General features: G+C 54.1%; 13 protein-coding genes. 1 reads left to right on the forward strand and 12 read right to left on the reverse strand.

Annotation, left to right across the window (positions count from 1 at the left end; translation table 11 throughout):
- Positions 1 to 24 precede the first annotated feature (24 nt).
- The 11 genes from SH421x_RS14155 to SH421x_RS14205 all read right to left on the reverse strand — a co-directional run bounded on the left by SH421x_RS14155 (position 25) and on the right by SH421x_RS14205 (position 19,545).
- Positions 25 to 4,950, reverse strand: a complete 4,926-nt coding sequence (locus tag SH421x_RS14155) for a PVC-type heme-binding CxxCH protein (RefSeq protein ID WP_488849822.1) — start codon at positions 4,948 to 4,950, stop codon at positions 25 to 27.
- A 187-nt stretch (positions 4,951 to 5,137) separates the two neighbouring features.
- Positions 5,138 to 6,337, reverse strand: a complete 1,200-nt coding sequence (locus SH421x_RS14160) for a VWA domain-containing protein (RefSeq protein WP_488849823.1) — start codon at positions 6,335 to 6,337, stop codon at positions 5,138 to 5,140.
- A 15-nt stretch (positions 6,338 to 6,352) separates the two neighbouring features.
- Positions 6,353 to 8,698: a DUF5682 family protein gene (locus tag SH421x_RS14165; protein ID WP_488849825.1), complete on the reverse strand. Its 2,346-nt coding sequence runs from the start codon at positions 8,696 to 8,698 to the stop codon at positions 6,353 to 6,355.
- On the reverse strand, positions 8,695 to 9,819 hold the full coding sequence (locus SH421x_RS14170; protein WP_488849827.1) for an ATP-binding protein: 1,125 nt from the start codon (positions 9,817 to 9,819) through the stop codon (positions 8,695 to 8,697). Before SH421x_RS14170 ends, SH421x_RS14165 begins: the two co-directional genes overlap by 4 nt.
- A 39-nt stretch (positions 9,820 to 9,858) precedes the next feature.
- Positions 9,859 to 10,929 (reverse strand): hypothetical protein, encoded by a 1,071-nt coding sequence (locus SH421x_RS14175; protein WP_488849829.1) that lies wholly within the window; start codon positions 10,927 to 10,929, stop codon positions 9,859 to 9,861.
- Positions 10,930 to 10,956: 27 nt separating this feature from the next.
- Entirely contained in the window at positions 10,957 to 12,762 is a 1,806-nt protein-coding gene (locus SH421x_RS14180; RefSeq protein ID WP_488849831.1) for a hypothetical protein, read from the reverse strand.
- Positions 12,763 to 12,805: 43 nt separating this feature from the next.
- Positions 12,806 to 14,248, reverse strand: a complete 1,443-nt coding sequence (locus SH421x_RS14185; RefSeq protein ID WP_488849833.1) for an SWIM zinc finger family protein — start codon at positions 14,246 to 14,248, stop codon at positions 12,806 to 12,808.
- Positions 14,249 to 14,520: 272 nt separating this feature from the next.
- Positions 14,521 to 16,107, reverse strand: coding sequence for a HEAT repeat domain-containing protein (locus tag SH421x_RS14190; protein WP_488849835.1), 1,587 nt, complete (start codon positions 16,105 to 16,107; stop codon positions 14,521 to 14,523).
- A 105-nt stretch (positions 16,108 to 16,212) separates the two neighbouring features.
- Complete coding sequence (locus SH421x_RS14195; protein WP_488849837.1) at positions 16,213 to 16,860, reverse strand: hypothetical protein; 648 nt, start codon at positions 16,858 to 16,860, stop codon at positions 16,213 to 16,215.
- Positions 16,861 to 16,964: 104 nt separating this feature from the next.
- On the reverse strand, positions 16,965 to 18,578 hold the full coding sequence (locus SH421x_RS14200; protein WP_488849839.1) for a protocadherin: 1,614 nt from the start codon (positions 18,576 to 18,578) through the stop codon (positions 16,965 to 16,967).
- Between the two features lie 34 nt (positions 18,579 to 18,612).
- The gene (locus SH421x_RS14205) at positions 18,613 to 19,545 is read right to left on the reverse strand and encodes a YybH family protein (RefSeq protein ID WP_488849841.1); all 933 of its coding nucleotides are present in this window, start codon (positions 19,543 to 19,545) and stop codon (positions 18,613 to 18,615) included.
- A gap of 533 nt (positions 19,546 to 20,078) precedes the next feature.
- On the opposite strand from SH421x_RS14205, the gene SH421x_RS14210 reads away from it, so the two are divergent.
- A complete protein-coding gene (locus SH421x_RS14210; protein WP_488849843.1) occupies positions 20,079 to 20,567 on the forward strand; it encodes a VOC family protein in 489 nt (162 codons plus the stop codon).
- Between the two features lie 48 nt (positions 20,568 to 20,615).
- On the opposite strand, the gene SH421x_RS14215 is transcribed toward SH421x_RS14210, so the two are convergent.
- Positions 20,616 to 21,314, reverse strand: a complete 699-nt coding sequence (locus SH421x_RS14215; RefSeq protein ID WP_488849845.1) for a hypothetical protein — start codon at positions 21,312 to 21,314, stop codon at positions 20,616 to 20,618.
- Positions 21,315 to 21,365: the final 51 nt, after the last annotated feature.

Here is a 21,365-nt window from a genome sequence, read left to right on the forward strand (position 1 = left end):
AAGTTGGACTCGCAGAAACCGACGCTATTTCTTGTCGTAGATCTTGTGCTGCTCATCCCCTCCGGCCAGGACAAATGCCGCCAAATCGTAGATCTCTTCTTCGGTCAGCCAGTTCATCAAGCCGTTGGGCATGATTGTGGTTTGGGTTTTGGCCTGATCCTCGATATCGTCCTTCTTGATGATCGTCGGCTTGTCAGGGCTGAGGGGATCGGTCAACAAGTGGATCGCGTCAGGCGTTTCCTGGATCAACATTCCAGAGATCGCTTTGCCGTCGATCGTGAGGATCGATTGCATCCGATATTTTTCCTCGATCTGCTTGGACGGATCCAAGATCGATTCGAGCACATGCTCAGCCGTTTGCCGTTTCATCTCTAGTTTCGACAAGTCAGGACCAAAGTTTCCGCCTTTGCCGTTCAGTTGATGACATTGGGCACAGCCGAGTCGACCAAAGTAGACCTGACCGGTTGCGAACGATCGATTGCTGTTGGTGATCTGAGCTGGCTTCAATTGGTCGAACGTCCAGTTTTTGACAAACTTGGGAGTCCATTGATCGCCAGCAGGATTGGACGCGATAGCGACGCTGCCATCTTCTAGCGGATACTTCGCCAGCAAGTCATTCGCGAACCAAAATGTTTGGTCACCGCGATCCACGGCGCGAAGTTTGGCGACTTGCTGCGCTTCGATCGGCTTGGCGCGGTTCGACCACGAGTTACGAACAAAAGTAAGCACCGCCGCAATTTCTTCGTCGTTCAGCAGTTGACGGAAACCGGTCATCGGCGGCAATGGAGGCGAGCTATAACGTCGCCCTTTCACTTCGATCGTGCCATGCATTCCATCCAAAGCCATACTAATCAAGCGATCTTCCGACCCGGTCGCCCAGATGCTGCCATCCAGCGGCGGATACAAGTTCGGCATCCCTTGGCCGTGAGCCTGATGGCACGTGGCGCAGTGGCTTTCGCGCGAATAGACTTCTTTGCCCAGGGCCAGAATCTTTGGATCCACTTTGACCGGAATACTGTTCCGCAGGTCACGCAAAGTGGTTGCATATTTGTCCTGATCGGTCGGTAGGCTGCGAGCGAGCGTTTCTCCCAAACCAAGTTGCAGCGAGTAGCGATCGGTCTGTCGCTCGACCGGAGTCGCCGAGCTGGCCAAATTGATTAATTGGGTCAAGATTTGCCCGCGTGCTGCAGCCGATAAACGCTCTGCAACCGTTTGTGAAGGCATGCTGGCGAGCGCAGTTAGCCCGGCGGCTGCAAGCGGTTCGGTATTGCTCAGCTTGGTAAAGTCGTCAATCTTTTCAGCTTGATGGCCGGGCCATGCCGCGATCGTTTCGATTGCGGCCAAACGCAAGTCAGTTTGACCAGCTGGTCGCAACATTGAGGCCGGAATGGGTTGCTTTTTGATCCCGGGGCCTTGCCACGAGATCTGCAGTCCGTCATCACCGCTGTTATCAAAGTAGGTGACGACGATTTCGTGCAGACCAGCGGTCAATTGAAGTGGGGCGCCCTTCTCTTGCATGCCATGCAATCCGTCATGATCAACCAGCAGGACTCCATCGATGTAGATTCGTGAACCATCGTCCGACGCGGTGAAGAAGGTGTATTCTCCGGCAGAAGGGATATCGATCGCCGCGGTTTGTCGCGTCGCGAACTCACTATCCTTTCCTTTGGGTACATACTTTGAAAAGTTATCCATTCGTCCAACGAAAGTCGGTTTAACGGCATCCAAGGTTTCGTTGGCGACGTTTTGGGCCGGATGTGGTTCGTAATATTCAAAGGCGACGGCAGGTCCATCGGTCGTTGTTTTCTCACCACCGGTCTGCAAGTGAGTAGGCAACGCAAACATCAAGGGACGGATCTTTGTATACAAAGGGGCCGCTTGCGGCGATTTGCAGATTCGCTTGGCGGCCACTAAGAGTGAGGCCAGCGTGTCACGTGACTGCACTGCTTCTTCCCAAGCGGCAGCGGCGCCCCCGGCTTGAATCCAAGCTTGGTAGGCGGCCGTGCGGACCGAAGAGCTAGACGCTGTCGATGCGAGTTCTGACAAGGACTCTTGCGAACCGGCCAGACTTGCCTGGGGGGTGTTCGCCAGCAGCTTGAGCAGTTCACTCAAGCTGGCAAGCTTGTTTTCCTCGGCTTTGTAGACCCATGCAATTAACTCGGCTGTGGGGCTATGACCTGCATGTTGTGCGAGAACCGCTAAGGCTTCTTGGCGATCGGCGGTTGGGACGCCTGAGCGACTCAAGATCGCTTGATATACCTCCGGAGTACGATCGAGCTTGAGTAGCAGATTGGTGCTTGCCTTTTGCAATGCATACGAAGTCGCGGCTGGCGAGAGCTTGCGTCCTGACTCAAGCGCCTCGGTAATCATCGCATCGACGTTGATTTGACCACGAGCGTAGGTCAAGACGGCGTCCAGTTCTGGATCGGTTGGCTGTGATGCGGCGACAAAGATCACTTCGGCGGCGTCTGGCCCCGTAAAGTTGACAGCCGACTTGATCGCTTCGGCGCGCACCAGCGGCGATGCGTCATGGGCAGCTTGCAGCAGTAGGGGTTCCCAATTCTCGACTTGGCCAGCCCAATGGCCCAGCGAGCGAATAGCGGCGGCTCGTACACGTGGTTCTTCCGCAGCCAGGACCGCGGCGACCAGATCGCGATTGGGCAAACGGTGCTCTTCGTGAACCCAGATGCATTCGAGCATGGCTTGGGCGTCATCCGGATTGCTGACATCTTTGGTGGCGACCCATTGAGCGATCGCTTGCGCGACGTCTTCCGAGTCCCGACCGCTTAATTCGATGCGGGCACGATAGCGAGTCGAGTTTTCTTTGGCGTAGAACGCGTCCAGCACTTCGGTCAGCGGCTTGCCCTTCAGCTTGACCGGCGTAACAAGGGGACGATCGATGGCGGTCACGCGAACGATACGGCCATGCTGATCATCGCGGTTCGGATCCCGCATGTTGTGTTGCATGTGACCGATAAGTGCATTCGCCCAGTCGGCGACGTACAGCGCTCCATCTGAGCCAACCTCGACATCCGCCGGGCGAAAGTTGGGGTCTGACGAAACCAAAATCGGTTCGATTTCCTCGGCCCTGATATCTGCGCCATCGTATTTCACTTCGTGCTGTAGGACCCCCAGGAACCCAATGCAATTGCAGATCAAAAAGTTGTCTTGAAACTGCTCTGGAAAATGACTGCTTGAGAGGATCCCAGTAGCGGCGACCGGACGAACCCGCTTTTCAAACCATTGTTTATTGCCATGTCCTTTGCCGATGTTGACATACGAACCTGTACCGCTGGTGCCGTCGTTTGCAAACTGATAACCCCATTTGTCAAAGACGTCGCCGTGCGGATTCGGGCCGATGGGGAAATGGAATTCCATCTCAAAAGTGCGAGGATTAAATCGATGGACGCCAGATTGGGTCGAACGATAGGTCTTTGTCGGCGTTTCCATCGTTGCGACATTAAAGATGCCGCGCGACCAATAAATCCAGCCATCGGGGCCTAACATCATCGCATTGGCTGAGTGATGAGAGTCTGCGCTGGAAAGCCCCTGCAACAGGCGAACTTTGACGTCCGCTTTGTCGTCACCATCGGTATCTTTCAAAAACCAAAGCTCCGGCAGAGCGGCGACAATCATGCCGCCCCCCCAAAACTCAAAGCTGGTCACACTATTCAACCCATCAGCGAAAATCACGCACCGATCAGCTACCCCATCCTTGTTGTCATCCGGCAAGCAGACGATGCGATCATGCCGCGGCTTGACCGGGTTCCAGTGGGGATAGCTGGGCCAGACCGAAGCAAACAGGCGGCCATCGGGATCGACGGCCATTTGCACAGGATTGATCAGCTCAGGAAACATTTCTTCTGACGCAAAAATGTTGGCTTGCAACCCTTTCGCCAGTGTAAGCTTTTCTAGGCCGGCCTCAGGAGAAAGATACGAAAAGCTGCCGTCGGCCAGATCGCCGGTGCGGTTTGGTTTGACTGCCAGCTCTTCCGGCAGATTATCATCCTTAGGCTGAATCACTTCACCCTGAGCAGCCGCCCAAACCACCTGATCGCGGTTGGCGGTCATGACGTCGAAGATCTCCATCTCTCGCATCATGACGTCCGCGTTGGATTGCCCAAACCAGGCGAGCTTCGAGCGACCACCGAAGACGTTGTATCCATCGACCACCCGATAGCGGCTGAACCAATAGTAATTTTTGGCCAACACGGCGTCGCGCAGATTTTGCACTAGCGCCGAATCGGCGCTAGGCGCCGGCTTACCAAACAAATTTTGAATCGCAATTTCTGCAACCGCCTTGTCACCATTTTCGAGCAAGTGAATGCCGTTCATGGTCAGCGGCTGTTTGGCGGCGGCGTACAGCTGTTGGGTAAGAGTAAACAGATCAACGAACCGCACCTCTTTCGCCGCACAAGTCTCCCGCATCGCGTCGGTATAAAGCTTTAGATTGACGTTGTTTTGCGATCCATCGGGTAGATGCCGGTTGTAAAGATTTTCGTGGGCGATCGGTGAAAAGAGGACGATCTGCGGAGCGCTCTCTCCGTTGTACTTTTGGCTTCGCATTCCATCGATCGTTTCGGCCAGATCTTTTTTAAAGGTTTCTAGCTTCGTCGGACCTTGCAGCGCTTCGTTGTAACCAAAGAACCCGAAAACGACATCGGTTTCGTTTTTGCTTAACCAGTCATCGGGACTACCAAAATTATCTTCACGCGGACGCTGCTTCAGCTCGTCCCCAGGCATGGCCAGATTGCGGAACGTAAGTTTCAATTCAGGATGAAGTGCGTGGATATACGTTTCTAGCCACCCGTGATGCTGCATTCGATCGGCGGTAGTATTTCCGATGATCGAGATGTGATCTCCTTGTTTCAGTTCTAGCGGTTGCGCGCTAGCCGCCAGAGGAGAAAGCAGCATCAGACACGCCAACAAGGTAGGCAGGGCGCTTCGCATAGAATTAGTTCTCAACGGGGCGGGAGCGGGATGAGTCGCAGAATTGGCGACGCAATGCGGAGGATCGGGGGCAATCTTAACCTCCCCCGTCGGTCGTTTCCATACACGGATTTAATTCTGGGGTGTATTGTGATTGATTACTGGGGCGATCCTCGCCGTACTTAAAGACTGCGAATGAGATACTCTTCTACTTTTGGGAAGCGAGTTCGGCGAACTTTTTAAGGTCGTTACCGCGTAACACGGCTTCCAGCATGTCGGGCAGTCGATCCGGAATACATGCAAAACAGGGCATTCCCAACTTGGCCAGCTTGTTGGCTAAATTCTCATTGAACGACGGCTTCCCTTGATCCGAAATTGCCAGCAGCCCGACCGCTTTTAGGCCCCCTTCCAGCAATGTTTCCATTTTGCGGACAAACCGATTCTCGTTGGGGCTGGTGTCGTATAGATCGCCAAGCACGATGTAAAGCGTCTTATCAGGCGTATGCATAAAACGCTCGCAATAGCTGGTCGCCATCCAATAATCCTCGGCGCCGCTCAATTGCACGCCAAACAGCAAATCAACGGGATCATGACAATGCTCAGTCAGATCAACGACTTCCGCATGATTGAATGCGACCACGTGCGTCTCTACCGCCGGCATGCTGGCGAGGATGGCGCCCATAATGCCGCCAAAGATCAAGGATGAGTGCATCGAGCCAGATTGGTCCATCGCGATGATGATGTTCCAATCATTTTGTCGTTGCTGTCGACTGAAGAAAGAGAAATGCTCAGGAATGATCGTCTTGATCGTTGGGTTATAGTTTTTGATATTTTGTCGAATGGTCCGCGTCCAATCGAGATTCGGCAAACTGCGAAACGGCGAATGACGATTTCGGTTGAGCGCGCCGCGGACCGCTTGTACAAAACGCTGCTCCAGGCGTTTACGGATATCTTCGACAACTTTGCTGACCAGTTCGCGGGCCGCCGCTTTGGCTTTGTCGGGAACCAGGTTCTTCAGTTGCAGCACCGTGCTCGCCAGATCCAAAGAGGGCTCTACTTTCGACAAAATCTCAGGCTCAAACAGCAATTCTTTCATTCCCCGGCGTTCGATCGCGTCGTGCTGAATCAGAGTCACCACATCGGTAGGAAAAAAGTTGCGAATTTGATCGAGCCACTTTGCGACCTTCGGCGCAACACGCCCTTTGACCGGCCCATGGCCGCGTCCCTTGTCGCCTTTCCAATCTTCTTGCGTCAGTTCAGAATCATCGCCGCCGTAGATTTCCTGTAGCGCTGCGTCCATCTCCTTTTGCGTGGTCGAAAGTTCAAACCCTGGTCCCATCGCACCGAGTGTTTCTTGTGAACTAGCGCCAAGAATGAGCCGCCAGCGAGCCAATTGTTCTGCGTCCATGTCAATTGCCGCTTTCTACAAATCGCCAAAATCAAAATCGTTCAGATCGGCCAGCTTTTCTTCTTCCGCTTCTGTCAATGGACCTTCAAGCAACTCGGCTGCTTGATCCTGATTCAGCCCCCAGTGCTCACCCAGATTCTCGCAGATCTGACGCCGTTCGCGCGGGACAAACGAACTGAACGCGCGTCGGAGAAAGACGAGGGCCCGAGTGAACTGCTCGTCATCTAACGAAGCGACATAATCCGCTAATTGCTCCCACAATGTTTGTCTTGCGAGCAGTGCATACCGGTTACGTTGAGCAAGTCCTTCAAACCAACCGGCGCCTAAATCAGCAGGCACGCCGGGTGAAAGGCGTCGCGAGACTTCCCGCGAGAGCGATTCGTTGGGAATCAATCCGCGCTCGAGCAAAATCGCACACGCATATCCTGACAGCAGCGGGTTACGATCATCGGCGTCGGCCAATTGTTGCAGTCGCTCTGTCCAGAGAGTTTCGTCAACTTGCTCCGAAAATTCCAATCCAACGCGGTTAAGCTTATCAATCGCTTCTAGCATCTCGACGGCCGCTTTGTCATCACAGTTGGCGGCGCTGAAAAGTGAGAGAGCCCCTTCGACAAACAGCTCTTCGATCAGAGGCAATAACGGCTGCAAATCAAAACGGCGGACGTTGCCGTATCGAACTACCTGAGTAAGCTCGAATGCTGCATCAGCGATCGAGCGAAAATCGGAGGTAACGACCGCAAGTTCCTGCAGACGACTTCTCGCTTGATCCATCGACTCAATCATGCCGCACTGACAAGCGTCATGCACCAACAGAGCCGCGGCGGCGATCGAGTTACATTTCTCAAGCCGAGCATTGAAACGGAACGCTGTAGCTAGCAGGATGGTTTCTCCTTCCAATACCGCTTCGACCAGCGCGATCTCGCTCTCAGGCGTCCATTGCATGATCCAACGTTCGGCCCAGGTCAACGAATCTTGCCGAACATGCGTCCATTTGGCGAACGGAACGCCAAGAATTCGCAGCCGATGGAACAAAGATGAGCGATTCAGATCCAGATAGGCCGACTCTTCGTTGTTGGCCTGCCGATTTTCACGCAAATCCAGATCGAGCGTCTGTTCGACAGTCGTCTTGTACTTTTGCAACTTCAGACGCTTCAGCTCACGTTCAAAGTCGGCCTGGATCGAGGTTTGGCTAACTCCATCCGGTAGTTCACCGATCTCGGTTCCAACATCGACGCGTGCTAAAGCCTCTTTCACGGTGATCAATTCGCCCTGACCTAGCAGCGTAATCGCCGCATCGCGGAGATCCGCCAAAGTCGGCGCTAAGCCATCTTTGAGGGCCGAGAGAGTTTCGGCCAGACGAACGCTTTCGATCACTTCTGCGGTAGAGCGGTGTGTGCCTGCTTTGCGGAGATGTTGGGCGACGGTTGATAAATAACGATGTGAGAGCCCGCGGATATTTCCTTCGTTCAGAGCGCTCCACATCAACTCAAAATAGGCGGGCGCATGATTGCCGGCTCCGTAACCTGACTGCGACGATAGCTTGTAGTAAGAGTACGGCATTAGCGTCAGTTTGCTGGATCGACGGCGAAGCGAGGCAAGTTCTTTATCGCTCATTGCTGGTAAGTCATTACGCAGCGCCGTCGTGTGAAATGCGCCGACGACACAGACAATTTTCTCTGGCGAAGTGCCGGCGGCGATCGTCTCTTCAATCCGGCGCCGCATGAACGCCTCGCGAATCAGATTCTCTGCTCGCCATCGCGGGCGATCTTCTTCGAGCTCACGCACTGCCTGACCGAATTCATACGAAGCGCCGCGATAGCTGCCGTTAGATGTATTGTGTTCAAACCGGCGTTCCCAATAGGTCTCAAAATCGGTCTCGCCTGCTTGGATCGCGGCTTGCTGATAGAGGGACAGTTTAGGTTCATCTAACTCGGCAGCGATTTCCGATGTTTCCAGCACCTTGTCTTCGCTAGGCTCGTCACGGCTCTCGAGTTCGGATTGTCGCTCCTTCTCTCGTAACTCATATTCGGCGTCCAAGAGTCCCAAAAAACATTCCGAAGGGAGATCAAAAAATTGAGCGTCCACCTGGTGCTGGTTGGCCCATAAAATCGCTTGGTACTCGGGACTGTAGCGCGCAAGTGGCGTAACGATAGTTCGAACCGGTAGCGTATCGGTATACGACAAAATGGCGATCGGCGGCTTCGTATCCTTGCGCGTCATGTCGGCGATCAACGGTGTCGCGTCGTTGATGCCTTCGATCAGCACAACCTCGGGCTTGATTTCGTCGAGATAGGCGCGCAATTGCCAAGCTCCCATCGGGGAGAGATGACGCACGCCAAAAACGTTGACTTGCCAGCTCAACCGTTATGCTCCGAACAGGCGTTAAACAATGGTCGCCAAGCTGAGCCCCGTTTCTTCAGCACGTTGGCTAAATATTCTTGCCAAGCGATCTTGTCTTTGTCTTCATCCTTGACGACGGCGCCTTGCAGGCCGGCGGCGACATCCTCAGGCGATACGCTACCGCTGCCAAAGCTGGCCGACAGCGCCATGCTGTTGGCCAGCACCGAGATCGCTTCGGCTGTCGAGAGGACGCCGGAGGGGGATTTTAGCTTGTTCTTTCCATCCAGCGTTTGACCGGTGCGCAGTTCGCGAAAGATAGTGACTACTTGTTCAATCGCGTCAGCCGTCGGCAGCTCTGACTTTAAACCCAAATTGGTCGCAAGTTCGGCGACTCGTTTGCCAACGATCTCGATTTCGGTTTCGATCGAACTGGGGGTGGGCAAGACGATAATGTTAAAACGACGTTTGAGCGCGGCCGACATATCATTGACGCCGCGGTCGCGCGTGTTGGCGGTTGCGATTACTGAGAAACCTTTTTGGGCGGGAACTTCAATCGCCAGTTCCGGCACTGAGAGTCGTTTTTCAGACAAGAGCGAAATCATTGCGTCTTGTACTTCGGACGCACAACGCGAGATCTCTTCAAAGCGTGCGAGTGATCCGCTTTCCATAGCCCTCATCACTGGACTCTTGATCAACGCTTCTCGACTGGGGCCATGGGCGATCAGCATCGCATAGTTCCAGGTGTAGCGGATCTGCTCTTCCGTAGTGCCGGCGGTTCCCTGCACTACTTTGGTGGAGTCGCCGTTGATCGCTGCGGCCAGATGTTCGGAGAGCCAGCTTTTTGCAGTTCCTGGTTCACCGATCAACAATAGGGCGCGATCGGTCACCAGAGTCGCAATCGCGATTTCGACCAAGCGTGAGAATCCAATGTATTTGGGTGTGATCTCCAGCTTGCCCGCTTTCCCGCCGCAGATGTAGGTATGAACGGCTCGGGCCGACATCTTCCAGCCTGGCGGTTTGTCATACTTGTCTGCTTGAATCAGCGCTTCGATCTCTTCCGCGTACAGTTCTTCCGCTGGGGCACGTAGATCGCCGCTGCCAGAACTTTTAGCAGCGGCAGCGGAACTTGATTTCTTCGCCATGGGCGATTCCTTGCGAGCGAATAAATAGTAATGAGCGGTTTAAGCGTGGTTCTTGAGTTGATCAAAGGCCTGGTTCCAGAGCGGTACAAGTTGCTCAGGAAGGTCAGCAGCAAGTGGTTCTAGTTGGCGCACTGCTGATGAAGGCAAGAGCGGCATATTCTCTATGTTTATACCGACTTCCCATCCATCTTTCTTCGCGAGATAGTGCTCAAATGCTTGCTTAAACAACTCTACCGCGCGTGGATGTGCGGAGATGATCACCAGTTTGACAAATTTTGAGCTGCGAATTTTTGGTTGTTTTTTCGAAGCGAGGTTCTCCAGCAAGCGACGCTCGGCCCACGCTTGAGTCGGCTTATGCCCGGGAACAGCAAGCCCTGCGACCAAATCATAGATCTCGGCGGCGATTGCTACATCCAACCAGCGAGAATCAAGCCGATCCGCTTGAGCCACGCGATCAGCATGATTGGGATCGTCGGCGTCGATCATCCCAGGGTTAAAGCCTTTGACGTACAGGACGCCGGTGTAAAAGTGATCCAATTCTTCAGCGACAGTTTCAGCTTTTTCTTTGGCATATTTTCTTCTCGGCGCATTGGTATCCGGAGAGAGCCAATCGTGAAAGTATTGATAAACTTTCTGTTTGTTACAAAACCGCAAAGCAAAGATTAATGCGTTGTAAAACTGCTGAACATTGTAGGACTCTAGTTCGCTCAGCATGACGTCACTTGCTTGTGCCGTGCTAGAAGCCATGACCAGCATGACGGCAAAATTGATGTCGTGTTTAGGCTCTTTTCCCTGTACTTTGGCGATTTTGGCTCGAAGGGCAAACAGCTCGAGTAGCAGTTTTTCGGTATCGGCATCCTGCTTACCACGTAGCGCACCTACCAGTGACGTCATCCGCTTGAAGGTTCGATTCTGAATCGTTGGGCTCTTCTTACTGGCGGCCAGCACTTCGGCCAATTGCTCACGAGTTAATGCAATCAACTTGTCCCGTACTTGCTCGCTGGTGCTGGCCCGTGCGGCGAGCAGCGCCAGCTCATCTTGCTTCTCCAATGCGGCGCACAGCAGTTCAATATTTTCTGCGACGTCGGCAGCTTCTGTTTTCTTGGCCACTTGCGGCTCCTATCCGGTTATGGCGAGCTAGGCGCGGTTCTTTAGATCAGCGACAGCCACGATATATCGGTCTGATATATTTTCTGGCAGTCCGGCCAACAGAGCTTCTAATTCGGGGACTGCCGTTTTGGGGAGTAATGAAATCAGACGAGAAATAATGTCGGCGTAGTAGCTGTATCCGTGCGTCTCTTTTCTCTTAATGGCCTGGATTAGAAACTCAAGCGCTTGCGGATGCCTTGAATCCACAAGAGCATGCATCACTTGAATTTGCTCGTAAGTTTCTCCTTTGGAACGAAGGAGCTTTTGAAATTCGGTTGCTAAGACCTGATGGGCGCCAGCATGTTGCGGCGTGGCCAGATGGATGACTAAATCGAGGTATTCTAGCTTCACAGCCAAGTCGAGCCAGCGCGGGTCTACTGCAACGGAAGGCTTTCGAGAATCTTGGTCGTTGATATCAAAGCGCGACAGTAGATTTCCGCGTAGTCCCGCTTGGTTGACGATCGTCTTTACGACCGACTCCGCTTTTTCTTTGGCAATCGTTTTTTTTACGGTGGCGTTTTTTGCAGCCATCAAATAGCGATGAAACCCTTCGTAGAACCGATCAGGTTTCCACAGTTCGAGTCCCGCTTGCGCAGCAATACCTAACCCCCAGCTATCGAAACTCTCGTGTTGTGAGATCAACATCTCGCGAGTTTTATGCGAACAACTGGCCATCCGCTCAAGAATGCTTTGGCCGCTGGAGTAATAGACGTTTTTGCCCTCCGCTTTGGTGATTGCTTCGCGCTGGGAAAAAATTTCTAGGAGGAGCGTCTCGGTTTGTGGGTCACTTCTTTCCTGAAATGCGGTTAGCAGGGAATAAAGTCGAGCAGTTCGCGCATCAAGATTTTTATCCGTCGGTTTCGTCGCTAATAGTTCGCTTAACGCAAGTCTCGCCTCTGCTAGTAACGCCTCCAGAACCGCCGCATGGCGACTTCGCCTGGCAGCCAACATGGCTGGATCGTTGCGGAGTTTTTTGACTCCTTCAGCAATCGTCTCCGCCGCTTCTTTGTTGTCGATTTCGGCCAGCGCTTGGTAGGCGGCCTTGCGAACGTCTGCGGCTTTGGCGGTCGTCTGTTCAATTAAAAATGGTACGTCTTTGGAATCTCGCAATTTTGAGATCGCTACCACTTTGACGTCGCTGGAGCCTGCCTTTAGTGCGTAGCGGATGTATTTATCCGCTCCTTGGGGATCCACCCGATGTAGTAGCGATAAGCGACGCGCGTCCCCTGCTCCTCCCTTGCTGTTAAACTTTTCTAACACCATTGGAACGATCGATTTACCGTACAGCGGCAGCACTTTGCTTTCGATCAGATCGCTTACCTCGTGATATGTACCATCGAGTCCAGCGATCGCCGGCCCTAGTAAACGCGGATCAGGAAATGGATTTTGAGTAAGCGCCGCTGCGATTACTTCTAGTCTGCCCGATCCGGTGCTGGTCATCGCGACAGAGACCGCTTTCAAAATGCTGGCCTGCGTTCGTTTGGGCGTGATGCCGTCGCCGATCATTTCGATTGACTCCAGCTTTCCCGCAGCGCCAGTTTCTCCTTGCGTGTACAGAATCGCGTTGACCAGCGTGCTAAGCGTAAGCAACGCCTCGGCCGAAGTTTTTTCGGTGCTGTCGACGACATGATTGACAGCTTCGGCGACCTTGGCGAAGACCGGAGCCTTTTCGCCCGATTTTTGCAGGGGAGCAATCAGCTTTTTCAAGCGAAAGTCTCCGCACGCAACACTGCTGCCGGCGATCGCCAGACGGCGAACTTCGTCATAAACCTGGACTAAAACCGGGATACTCATCAGAAGAATCCTTCAGCCGAGATAAAGAGAGGAGATCACGAAGCTAGAACGTCAGACGATGAATCGCGTCCGTCGTGACGATACTCAACGGCTTGATCTGCAGCTTGAGACTATCTAGGTCATGCCGAAATCGAGCAACCAATGTTTGTTTTTTCAAGAGATTTGTTGGAAGCAGCGACAACAGATTGCAAGTCTTGGGTTCTTCGTCCAAACCGATATCGGTCAACACCAGACGTTCTCCGTTGGCGTCTTCGGCGACCAATTGGTCTCCTACTTTACCGATCTGGGCGAAGTTCAATGCGTAGATCGGCAGCTTATCGGCAAGCGGGCTCTTCAGTTGCATTTTGACCCGCTTGATGACGTCGGCGAAGCTGGTCTGTCCGTAGCTTTGGATCTTTTTAAAATCTTGTTTCTCCAATTGCCGCATCGTCATTCCTTCCCAACGAATCCGCGGGTTGACGTCGCCTGGATAGATACAGAGTTCGCTGACGACTGCGATCTGAAAGAAGCTATCTTCGGCTTTGAGATGCTTGACCGCTTTGTAGGGACGAAAATTTTGCGTCAGTTGAATATCACCGCTGGCGAGATTCATCCAGACGCCGGTATCTACAAATTCTCGTCGTGCGATATCGTCGTAAGCGTTGAACGCTAACTGGACCAGTTCAACGTTCGCTTTCACGAGCCCAGCGTCTTTGAGCTCGCGCAGTTGCCAGGCATGTCCCAGCCAGGCGGCGATGCTTGACTCTGTCTCTGGGGCGAGTTCTGGATCGGCTAGGCGACCTTCTAGGTAGGTCCGTCCCTGTTTTACTAACGAACTTAGACGCCCTAGCTGGTCGAGCGCTTCGCTATAGATTGCTTCTCTCGGGGCAGGTTGTTGGGCGTCGTCGTGATCGATAAACAGCTTGGTATAGCTATGCAAAGCTGACTGGGCGCCGGGCAAATAAGCGTTGCCCAGCTGCTTCGCTTGTTTCTCGATTTCGGTCGCCGACTTCGCGTTCATGTTGCCAATGCCGAGCTTCACCAGATCGAGCGTCAGCTTCTCTAGGAGATCGAGGCCGGCAAGTTGCGCTTTGATTTTTTTGGCCAGCGCTGATTTGTTTACGATGCGCGGCTTGTCAACTTCGACCTTTTTTTTCTCGGCACGTGTCGCCGCTTTTTCTCGTTTGTCGGCAATCGACGCAGGGACTTCGGCCGCGGTGAACGGTTTGCCCTCGACATAAGCGTACAGCAGTCCCAACGAATGTTTGCAGGGAAATTGTCGACTTGGACAGCTGCATCGATAGGTGACGGTTTCGGGATTGGTAAAATCGGCCGAACAAAGATAAGGAGTCTTGCCACTCCCCTGACATTCGCCAAACAACAGCGTGCTGTCATCCGATTTGTGTAGCTTCTGAAACTTGTTTTTAAGAACCAAGCCGCGTCCATTGGCGGCGGCTGCGGCGTTGGGCGCGGCAGCAGTAATAAAATCGGCGTCAATCGAGATCATGAAAATCCATCCCACGCAATTACTAGATGAGGCCGTCCATCCGGGACCGCCGCATTTTGGCCGGGGGGGAAGTCAGATTCAAGCTAAGAATATCGGAATCGCAAAATTTTTGTTCATTTCCAAATTGATGGTGCGATTGAGTGAATACCTCTGAGAGCTTGTTTATCACATGCTGTGACTCGATATCTTCGGAGGAGAGCACAAAGAAAGCCGCAAACCCAAGTCAGGTTTGCGGCTTTAAAAGTTAGAAAATGTGGAACGCGAAAGACGGACTACTTCTCGTGCCCGATCGCTTCTAATGCTTGGGCGGCCGCGTCACGTACCATTTGGTTGTTGTCCTTTGACAACTCCGTTAGCGCCGGAACCGCTGGTTTGGCGATTGGACCAAGTTGGCCTAGCAGTTCAGCGGCGCCTTTGCGAGAAATCGGATTTTCCGCTTTCAGTGCGGCGGTCAATTCGGGCAGCAGTTTCGCTGCCGTTTCTTCGGACTTGCCGTTGATCTTCATCACCGACCAAGCGCACAAGACGCGAAGCGAAGTGTCTTCGCTGCTCGACATCATCTTCAACAGCACTGGATCAGCTTCGGCGGCGGCAGGCCCAATTTTGCCAAGCGATAGTGCGGCGTCATACGGAGCCGCTCCTTCGCCAGATTGCAAAGCCTTCATCAGTCGCGGCACGCTCTCTTTGGCGGCCGGACCGATGTCGCCCAGCGACAAAATCGCGACATTGGCAGTACGCGGATTCTGGTCATCGACAAGACCGATCAGAGCAGGCACAGCCGGAGCCGCCTCGGCGCCCATCTTGCCAAAGATCGCCGCGACTGGTTGTCGCAAGCGTTCGTTCTTCAGGGCCGCTGTCAAATGCGGGATCGCCGCGGGTCCTAGGCTCGCGAGCACTTCGATCGCTTCACCCAGATTGGCCGGATCAGCTCCGGGCAACGATTTGTGCAGCTCTTCAATGACCAATTCAGGTTTGGCTTTCAAAGCGATCAACGCTTTGGCGGCGGTGGAGCGAATCCAAGGATCTTCGTTGGCGAGCGCCTTGGCAAGTCGCGTTACGACCTGCTGTTGCATCTCTTGATTGTCGGGGTTGGCACGCGCCAAAGCCCATTCGCTCACGAGGCTTAGCACCGGGTCTTTGCTGCCGACATTGACCAAAATTTTGGCTTGATCATCGGCTGAAATTTTAGCGACTCGGCCTAGGGCAAAAGTCGCCGCGAGACGGAGATGCTCTTCTTCCAGGCATTTGGCGATAGCAGGAACCGATGATTCGGCCGCAGTTGGCATGGCGGCTAAAGCCAGGATCGCTTCGCGACGCGTTTCGATCGGAGCATCCGCCAGCAGCGCGGTCAGCGCCGGAGCGGCGTCACTGGCTTCTTCGCCCATGCCACGCAAAATCAGACAGGCCCAGAAGGCCGACTTTTCATTTTGCAAAGCGAGCGTCAAACCCGGTACGGCCTGTTTGCCGGCATCGGTGATCGCTTGCATGACGCGCACGCGAACAGCGCCGTCTGAATCCCCCAAGAGCTTGACGAAGAGCCCGATTACTTTTTGGCGATCCGGATGGGTTGCGGGAATGGCGCTAATCGCCTGACGACGGACCAAGGGGTCGACATCGGCGACTAGTTCGACCAAGGCGTCCACCGCAGGCGCGGCGGCCGAACCAATTTTGCCCAAGGCATGGGCAGCATGCGCGCGGACCGCGGCGGAAGGTGATTTTAATTCTTTGATCAGCGGTTCTACTGCCGCAGCGCCCTGGTCACCGAGGGCACCCAGGCGATCAATCGCTTCCATTTGGACCAACTCATCGGTGGATGAGAGAGCCGCAATCGATTGTTCAACCGTCGGAGAATCGGCCATCGCCGATCCAGAAAAAGCGATCGCTGCAGCAAAAGCAGTCGACGCTAGAAAACGTGGGATATTTAAATACATGGTTGTTTTGTCTCAAGAGTGTGCGTCAAGGATTTACTGGAGGCCGACCTGGCAAGTTGCGTAGAGCAAGCTCTTTAAAAAAGTGCTCGCTTCGACGTATTGCTGCGGAGGGACTTTTTTGATGCCCCCTTTCAACTTCGCGTTCATCTCGTCGGCTGTTTGGATAAATGCATTGACGTCCTGATAGCCAAGGCCGCCGTGCGCTGCTTTCTTTTCCAGCAACGAACTCAATTCTTCTCGCTCGGCTTCGAAGGAGGGATATTGCAACAAGGCTGGCCATTGGACTTGGCCGCTCACTGCATTGACCTGATCGGTCGACAGCGGCTTGGGCGCTGCGGAATGAGCGAGATAATCGAGTTGCTCTTCAGTTGGGCGAGGGTTCTTCCGCGCTTCATAAGCGTCACGTGTCTCCCGCATCTGGAAGTAAGTGTTCGCATATTGTTGATGATTGGCGATCTCGTTGCTCTGCGCCTGGGTCGCATAAACGGCGGCCTGAGAGGTTTGCAGATTGTACGAGCCGCGAGCGCTGGTCAGATTCGCCATGCCGTTTAACGCGCCTTGCTCGGCCGTTGCGGTATTGGTGTAGCTGCCATAATAGGGTGCGCCGCCTGGGTACCCCGGTTGTGCCGCTACGGTCCCGGCGATCAACAGGAAAGGAATGGTAAGCAAAATCAGTTTCATCTTGTAAGCTCTCAGAGATTGAGAAGGATAAATGTGCTAGTTACGCGAGACGGCTTTCTCGCAGGAGATCGCCGAAACGCTATCATAATTGCAGCGACGGTTCGCTACTCGTTCAAGGGATCGGACTCCGAACTTGTATCTGAGCTTGCGGCGCCCGAGTCATCCGGTTTCTGTAACCGCACGAGGAGCCATTGTTCAGTTCTCTCGGTTCCAAAGTGAATCAGCACTGGGGCTTCGTCTTTGGTCAGATTGTAAAGCCCTGTTTCAATCACGTTGGTTTGATTGTCGCCCACCGTAAAAGCGACGCGTTGAGTTTTTTTGTCGGCGGAGCCTTGAATGACTTCGGATCGGTCGGTTTTGGTATCGGTGTAATTACCACGCAAAATACCCTGTTTGTTGATCGCTAATTGTATGGTCACGTCTGAGGTCGTTTCGCCGGTCTTGGTCAACGCGAACACGCCCAGAGGCATCCAATCCCCCTGTGAAGAGGCCGAAGCGTCAGCTCCATCTGTCGCCAATGTGATGGCCTGATCGTAGTACTGCTGCGGAGTGCCAACATTTTCGCCGTTCACATAGACACCATTGTCTTGGTAAACGACCGTCGACCCATAGTCATAATAAACTGGCGCGGCTGGATAGTAACCCATCCAAGTGCCGATCGATCCCCAAGTAGCGGCGCGCCAGCAATACCCGGCAGTCCACCCGGCGGCGAACCAAGCGCCAGGGTGATTGTTGTACCAGCCGCCGCCGTAGACCCCCCAGTGATCGAAATTGCCGCGCACTGCGACGGCGCAATTATATCGACCTGAAGGGGAAACCCGAGCAAAGCCGGCCGCAGCGCCATGAGGCCCAACTGCCGCTCCTCGAGCAGCAGCGCCGCCGTTGGGGCCGCGAATTGCTCCGCCGGCGGCGACTCCTCCGTTGGGTCCGCGGCCAATGGCTTGTCCGCCAGCCGCTCCATTCGCCCCCTCAAATCCGCGACCTGCGACCGCTCCACCATTGGGACCAACCGCTGCTCCACGTCCGACGGTGTTGTCACGCGGTCCGGTGACAGTCGTGCCGGCGGCAGCACCGCCGCGCGGCCCTTCAGCCGATCCATGATTGATGTCAAAGTTGTCGCCGTCCCAGCTATTATGGTTCACGTTGCCTGAGCCAAGATTGTGCAGGCCCTCATCCGAGGGGAGACCCAAAAAGCTGTTCAATTGTCCGCGGCTGGGAGCACGACCGTTGAGTCCACCACCATCGAGCCCACCAAAGTTACCGGCTCCGCGATCGAGCCCGCCACCGTTGAGCCCACCAAAGTTCCCGGCTCCACGATCGAGCCCGCCGCCGTTGAGCCCACCAAAGTTCCCGGCTCCACGATCGAACCCGCCGCCGTTGAGTCCACCTAAATTCCCGGCTCCACGATCGAACCCGCCGCCGTTGAGTCCACCTAAATTCCCGGCGCCGCGGTCGAAGCCGCCGCCACCGTTAAAGCCGCCGGCGCCTCCTCCCAATCCTCCGCCACCACTGAAACCGCCGCGCGCACCTCCACTAAATCCACCGCCTCCTCCACTAAATCCACCGCCTCCTCCACTAAATCCACCGCGACCGCCGCCACCGCTGAATCCTCCGCGGCCACCACCTCCGCCAAAACCTCCGCGGGCCCAGCATTGTGTGCAGGTGACTGCAAGGATCAACCCAAATGTTAAGGTCAAAGTGAGTCGTTGACGAATCATGGCATTCATCCGATTTGCGAGCATGGGAGGAGATTTAGTGCTTGGGCGATTGGCGTTTGATGACAACTTCATCCGTATCCGGCAAAGCCGCCCCGCCTATCGATCGATTGACCGACTGCCAAACGTAGGCGTTCTCGTCCAATTTGGTCAACTTATTGACCGACTGAGTGGGGACGCCGCTGCCGGTCATCCCATTCATCTCGGCCACAAATCCACCTTCAGTGGGCGTCCAGATGCCGGTGGCATGACCTCCGTCCGCGCTAAAGTTCCAAGATTGAACATGGCCGAGGATCGGATTCCAACCAATCAGTTGAACGCCGGAAGTTTTCACACCGCCGGGTGCAGTCATCGTATGGGTCCGCTGAACAAAGCTTTTGTTGGCGACCCAACTGCACTTAGACTCAATCCGAACGCCATATTCCTCGGCGACCCAGGTTCCGATCAACCATTCCAGATCGGCCACATTTTGATGGGCTGACGGCATTTCCACCCAGCGATCTTGGACCGAAGCCATTAACCATTTATCTCCGACCTTCACATGCACCGCGGTATAGGCGCTATACCCGGGCAAGTCATTCGGCTTGGGACCGACCATGACGCGACCCTCTTCCAACGCCGCGTCATCGCTTAAAAGTCGGAGCGAATCGATGGTGATTTGAAGCTTGGCTGCGGGATGCTGGGCGAAAAGCTCGGCGTAGCCGGCTTCGATTTCTTTTCGACCGGTGAAACTTCGCCCTGTATCATCTACATAAATCCCATCCGGAGTCCACAGCGCGGCAACCGCCGCGGCATCGGCTGAGTTGAAGGCCGTTTCAAAGGATTGAGACTGCTCTCGGATCGCCGCTAGTTCGTCAGTTGACTCCGACGCGACAACTTGCTGGGTGGCTTCTTCCGCTCCGTATCCAGAGCACGGCAAAAGACATGCAAAGAGCAATAACGCTCGTGCCGCCGTATGCGTAATGGTCACTAGAGTGCAATCCAACTGAAGGGGGAATCAACGCAGCCTTGCGAGAACATATCCGGCTTCCTTCCGGTAATTATGACGACGAGTTTAGTTAAGCATAGTTTGACATCCGGTACTATTTTGCATTTTACCCGCGAAAATGCCGGAAATTTGTTGAAACGTAAATCTTACGAAGCAAGTTGATTCGGCCTTAAATTGTCGTTATTGACGCCCATTATTTGGCTTGAAACCCCAAATCCGTCCTAATCCCTCTAGATATTACGCCTAATGGGCGAAATTCCCGGGGGGGCTGATTGATCCCATTCTCTATAGCGTTGCTATTTGATTGGGCTGCGGAGCAATTTGCGGCAGCGTGGTCTGAATGCGTCTACGACTGCGAGCGGCGCCGGCGACCTGTTTGACCATCCCAAACCTGCAAAAACCGAGCACTAGAGGCTCGAATTGAAAGATGCAAGTCGGTACGATTCTTGCAATCATCCTCTTTACGCTGGATAGTGATCGAGAACTTCCCTTTTTAAAGCAAGTAGATAAAGCCGATGCCAAATTCTTCAGCAGTTCCTGTCACCACAGCTGGAACACGTGGTGATTTGGTGGGCAGTTCAAAGCCGCTCTCCCCGTTTCATCTCGCGGTGCAGGTCCATGACATCGCCGAGGCTCGAAAATTCTATGGTGAACTACTTGGCTGCCCCGAAGGGCGCAGCGCCGAGACTTGGGTTGATTTTGATTTCTTTGGGCACCAGTTCGTCTGTCATCTGAACAAGCACAAAGTCAACGACTCACTTGCCTACAACGAAGTCGATGGGCACGGTGTACCGGTTCCGCACTTCGGAGTCGTGCTTGATCTCGCGACTTGGGAAGAGTTGGCCGAGCGGCTGAAAGCGCTGGAAGTCAACTTTGTAATTGCTCCCTACATTCGCTTTGCTGGTGAGCCTGGAGAACAAGGGACCATGTTCTTTTTTGATCCCTCTGGCAATGCAGTCGAAATCAAAGGCTTTCGAGACTTGCGTTCACTCTTCGCCAAATAGACCGCGTAAAGTTCTTCGCCAATCTCGCGTCGCACATTTGCTGCGCGATCAGACTACTTCTAGCAAGCTCTCGGCGAAATCGATCAATCTAGATTGCCGCACCCACGTAGTGGTGCGAAACGCATGCAAGAATTCGCTGGAGATCGCCCTACAACCTGCTTCACAGATTTCATGGTAGCGCGGATGCGGCAAAATCTGAGAATCGATGGTTTGGCGCCCTGCGAACGATGATTGTCGGCAAGAGAAGAAATAAGCGATCCGCGGCTGCGGCGTAACTTGATTCCAGGCCAAAGTCCAAGTTGGCAAAAGATCATACGCAGATTCGCGCGAAAGCAATGCCGGAATATCCTCTCGGCCAATCTCAAAGGTCACCCCGTTAAACCAATCGTCGCGGTTGCCGGTTGCTTGCGCGTTAAGCACGCCAAATCTTGCTGAACCGTCATTATCGCCATAAGCGCGACGTCCATAGGGGCTCATCACATACTCATAAACTCGCCGCGCGCCCAACACAATCACCGGTTGAGCCGAATTCAGACACGCTGCGTTTAAGGTACGGCTCGCCGAGGCTACATTCATTAAGCTGCCGTAGCCGATCAGCGACAAGCGTTCGTTAGACTTGGCGAAAAGGTCGTCAACGCTCCATGGATAGCAGTATTCGACCGCTTGCCGCGACGTCGAGAGCGAATTCATTTTCGACAATGCTTGGTGCGCCCAAGCCGGAAACTGGGCATGACGTGAGAGTAGCAAGACGACAGATCCTCGATGCATTGAAAGGGGCGGACTCGGCGACAAGCGTGG

The sequence above is a fragment of the Blastopirellula sp. SH421 genome (genome assembly GCF_057808535.1).